Genomic DNA, 4,512 nt, shown 5'->3' with positions numbered 1-4,512 from the left:
CGGGCCGGTGGTCGGCGCGCAGCCAGCCGGTCTGCAACTGGAGGGCGGCCGGCGCCCACGCGGAGATCCGCCGGGTGAACGCGTCACGCATACACGCCTCGCCCGGACAGCGGGCGAGCGCCGCCCGGTCCTCGCTCATCTCCTGCTCGGAACTCCGGCCGCGGACCTGGCAGTCCTTGATCGACTTGGCGTCGGAGCCGGGCGCGGGCACCCAGCCGGTGGCCCGTTTCTCGACCTCGATGTCGCGGCGGGTGAGGCAGGCGGCGTAGCGGATGCCGTCGCGGTACTCGCGGATCTGGTCCGACAGCCCGACCTTGCCGAGCAGCAGCGCCGACCCGTCCATCAGCGGCTGCGGCCGGACGTCGATCGCGGTCGCGGGCTTGGTCGGCACCTGGCGGGCCGTCCGCCCTTCGAGCGTGTCGGTGTCCGCGACGACCGTCCCGTCCCGTGACGCCACGATCCGGATCCGCTGCCCGGTCTCCCGGCCCAGTCGCGCGACGACCTCGTCGACCCCTTCCCAGGTGCCGTGGTCGATCCCGTAGAGCCGCAGCGTGTCGTAGATCGTCCGGGTGGTGCGCCGCTCCTCGGCCCCCGACGAGCTGAGCTCCGCCTTGGTGGTGCGGACCGTCAGCCACGCCGTCGCGCCGGTCGCGGCCAGCGCCACCACCACGATCATCAGGAAGACCCTGGCCTGGAACCGCCGGAACACGGTTCAGCCACCACCGAGCCGGTAGCCGCGCCCGTAGACGGTCTGGACGAGCGCGGGGGAGGTCGGGTCGTCCTCCAGCTTGCGGCGCAGGTTCATGATGTGGGCGTCCACGGTCCGGTCGAGGATGTAGTGGTCGAAGCCGAACGCGCGCTCCAGGATTTGCGCGCGGGACAGCACTCGTCCGGGGTCGGCGGCCAGCGCCTGCAGCACCCCGAACTCCTTGGCGGTCAGCTCGACCGGCCGGCCCGACACCTTCACCTCGAAGGAGTCGGGGTAGATCTCCAGCGGCCCGACCTTCTTGACGGCCGACGGCCCGGGGCCGCCCGAGCGGCGCAGCAGGGCGCGCACCCGGGCGGCGAGCACCCGCGGGCTGTAGGGCTTGGTCAGATAGTCGTCGGCCCCGAAGTCGAGGCCGCGGAGCTGGTCGTCCTCGGTGGACCGCGCCGTCAGCATGAGGATGGGGACGGCCGACTCGGCGCGGAGCGTCCGGCAGACCTGGAGTCCGTCCAGGCCCGGCATCATCAGATCCAGCACCACCAGGTCGGGGGCGTGGTCGCGGGCCTCGGCCAGCGCCGAACGGCCGTCGCCGACGACCAGGACGCTGTGCCCTTCCTGCTCCAGATAGAGCCGGATCAGCCGAGCCTGTTTGGGATCGTCCTCCGCGACCAGGACCCGCGAACCGCTACGCATAGGTAGAGAACCTACCTAACCGCCATCTCCTCGGCGACCGCGGCGGCGAAGCCATCGATGTCGGCCTCGGTGGTGTCGAACGAGCACATCCAGCGGACCTCGCCGGTCGCCTCGTTCCAGGTGTAGAAGCGGAACCGTTTCTGCAGCCGCTCCGTGACGTCCTTCGGCAGCACCGCGAAGACCGCGTTGGCCTGCACGGGCCGGACGATCTCCACGATCCCGCCGACGGCCGCGGCCAGCCGCGCCGCCATCGCGTTGGCGTGCCCCGCGTTCCGCAGGTACAGATCGCCTTCCAGCAGCGCGATGAGCTGTGCCGACACGAACCGCATCTTCGACGCGAGCTGCATCGACGTCTTGCGCAGGTACTTCACGGACGGAACCAGCGCCGGGTTCAGCACCACGACGGCCTCGCCCAGCATGATCCCGTTCTTGGTGCCGCCGAACGACAGGATGTCGACCCCGGCGTCGGTGGTGAACTCCCGCATCGGGACGCCCAGCGCCGCCGCGGCGTTCGCGAGCCTCGACCCGTCGACGTGCAGCAGCATCCCCCGCTCGTGGGCGTGGTCGGCGATGGCCCGGATCTCCGCGGGCGTGTACAGGGTGCCCAGCTCGGTGGACTGGGCGATCGAGACCACGGCGGGCTGGGCGCGGTGCTCGTCGCCGAAGCCCCACGCCTGCCGGTCGATCAGCTCGGGGGTCAGCTTGCCGTCCGGGGTGTGGACGGTGAACAGCTTGATCCCGGCCATCTTCTCCGGCGCGCCGCCCTCGTCGGCGTGGATGTGGGCCGTGTCGGCGCAGACCACGGCCTCCCAGCGCTTCAGGACGGCCTGGAGCGCCACCACGTTCGCGCCCGTCCCGTTGAACACCGGGAACGACCGCGCCTGCTCACCGAAGTGGGCCTGGAACAGCTCCTCGAGCCGCGCGGTGTACACGTCGGCGCCGTAGGAGGTCTGGTGCCCGTCGTTGGCCGCGGCGATCGCGGCCAGCACCTCCGGGTGGATGCCGGCGTAGTTGTCGCTGGCGAATCCGCGGACGGCGGGGTCATGCAAAGAGTTCAACACGCTTTCCGTTCAGGTCGGGGGCGGGACGGTCCCAGAGTTCGACGATCCTAGTAGCAAGATCATCGACATGGGTCCAGCCCGGCTTGTCCGTATCGCCGGTGGCCAGGGCCTTGACCACGAGGATCACCGCGGCTCGGTCGGAGCCCTTGAAGGAGTCGGCGAGCGCCAGCAGCCACGCCTCCGAGGCCGCCTTGGCGGTGGCGTAGGCGGCGTTGCCCTGGGTGGGTTTCTGCGCGCCGGCCTGGGAGACGATCGTGACCCGCGCGTCGTCCGTGAACTCCAGCGCCAGGGTGGTGTGCTGGAGCGTACGGATCAGCAGGTTCTCCAGGAAGTCCCAGTCCTCGAGCTTGGTGTCGGCGAAGGTCTTCCCGCCGCGCCAGCCGCCGACCAGGTGGACGAGCCCGTCGACGGGCCCGAGCTCCTTCGCCCAGGCCGTCACGGCGTCCCGGTCGAGCAGGTCGACCTGGGAGTGCTCGATGTTGGGGTCGGTGTAGTCCAGGGGGATGCGGTCCACCGCGATCACCCGGTATCCGGCCTCGGCCAGCTTCCGTACCGCCGGGGGGCCCGCCGCGCCGCCGGCCCCCGCTACCACGATCGTCTTCATGCCGCTCGGATGCCCTTCGTGGAGTCGATCACGTCGCCCAGGCGCTTGGCCAAGGCCTCGTAGAACATACTGAGGGGGAACTCGTCGGGGAGGACGGCGTCGACCCACGCCTTCGGGGGTTCGGCGATCGGCAGCGCCTGCACGCCCTTGGCCCACGCCGAGGCCGGGTGCGGCTCGACGTAGTGGGCGACCAGGTCGTAGGCGGCCAGCCAGTGGGTCAGCTTCGGCCGGTCGATGCCGTCACGGTACAGCGCCTCGACCTCCTCGCACAGCGCGATGACGACCTCGGGCAGCCGCGCCCAGTCGATCGACAGCCGGTTGTCGGTCCACCGGATCACATGGTGCTTGTGCAGGTAGGCGAAGAGGAGCTGGCCGCCGAGCCCGTCGTAGTTGCGGACCCGCTCACCGGTGATCGGGAAGCGGAACAGCCGGTCGAACAGGATCGCGTACTGCACCAGCTTGGCGTGCGGCTCGCCGGTGAGCCGGGTGGCCTCGCGGAACGTCGTCAGGTCGCAGCGGAGCTCCTCAAGGGAGTACAGCCAGTACGGCATCCGCTGCTTGATCATGAACGGGTCGAACGGCAGGTCGCCGTGGCTGTGGGTCCGGTCGTGGATCAGGTCCCAGAGCACGAAGGTGTCCTGGGCGAGGTCCTGGGAGTCCAGCAGGCGGGCGGCGTCCGGCGGCAGCGGCAGGCGCAGGGTGTCGGCGGCGGCCCGCGACACGCGGCGGAAGCGGGCGGCCTCGCGGTCGCAGAAGATCCCGCCCCAGGTGAACTTCGACGGCACCTCCCGGACGGCGATGGTCTCGGGGAACAGCACCGCGGAGTTGGTGTCGTAGCCTGCGGTGAAGTCGGTGAATGCGATCGGCACGAACATCGGGTTGTCGTACCGCTCGGCCTCCAGCGCGGCCAGCCAGTCCGGCCACACCACCCGGCAGAGCACCGCCTCGAAGTTCCGGTCGAGGTTGCCGTTCTGGGTGTACATCGGGAACACCACCAGGTGCTCCAGGCCGTCCTCGCGCTGGTCCTGCGGCTGGAACGCCAGCAGCGAGTCCAGGAAGTCGGGGATCTCGAGGCCGTCGGCGACCCAGCGGCGCAGGTCCACGACCAAGGCGTCCAGGTAGGCGGCGTCGTAGGGGAACAGCGGCGCCAGCTCCTCGACGGCCGCGGTGATCCGGCCGGCGATCGCGGCGGCCTGCGCCTTGTGCTCGGCGGGCACCGAGCCGTCCTTGACCTGGAGCGGACGGAGCTCCTCGACGGCCGTCTTCAGCGCGGCCCAGGCCGGGTGGCCGAGCGCGGGGGAGTCGACCCGGGTGGAGCCGTCGCGCGGGGCGCCCGCCGCCCAGGTGACGATGTTGGTCCAGAGCGCCGCCTGGTCGTGGTCGTGCAGCGAGTCGTCGCCGAACAGGTCGGAGTCGGCGAACACCGCGACCCTGCCCTCGCCCGCCTG

The 4,512-nt window shown here is 71.0% G+C and carries 5 protein-coding genes; all 5 read right to left on the bottom strand.

The window, feature by feature from the left end; genetic code table 11:
• A partial coding sequence (locus ACYVE7_RS29720; RefSeq protein WP_460369319.1) for a hypothetical protein occupies positions 1–709 on the bottom strand: 709 nt, incomplete at its 3' end.
• Between the two features lie 3 nt (positions 710–712).
• Entirely contained in the window at positions 713–1,399 is a 687-nt protein-coding gene (locus ACYVE7_RS29715; RefSeq protein WP_460369317.1) for a response regulator transcription factor, read from the bottom strand.
• Positions 1,400–1,410: 11 nt separating this feature from the next.
• On the bottom strand, positions 1,411–2,457 hold the full coding sequence (locus ACYVE7_RS29710) for a threonine aldolase family protein (protein ID WP_460369315.1): 1,047 nt from the start codon (positions 2,455–2,457) through the stop codon (positions 1,411–1,413).
• Positions 2,441–3,064 (bottom strand): SDR family NAD(P)-dependent oxidoreductase, encoded by a 624-nt coding sequence (locus tag ACYVE7_RS29705; protein WP_460369313.1) that lies wholly within the window; start codon positions 3,062–3,064, stop codon positions 2,441–2,443. The genes ACYVE7_RS29710 and ACYVE7_RS29705 overlap by 17 nt, the downstream gene beginning before the upstream one ends.
• Positions 3,061–4,512 (bottom strand): DUF6421 family protein (locus tag ACYVE7_RS29700; protein WP_460369312.1); only part of this gene is annotated, 1,452 nt, incomplete at its 5' end. The genes ACYVE7_RS29705 and ACYVE7_RS29700, both read right to left, overlap by 4 nt.

This window comes from Actinocorallia lasiicapitis, from assembly GCF_054778695.1.
The sequence above is the reverse complement of the archived record's forward strand: the minus strand, read 5'-3'. Positions and strand labels throughout refer to the sequence as shown.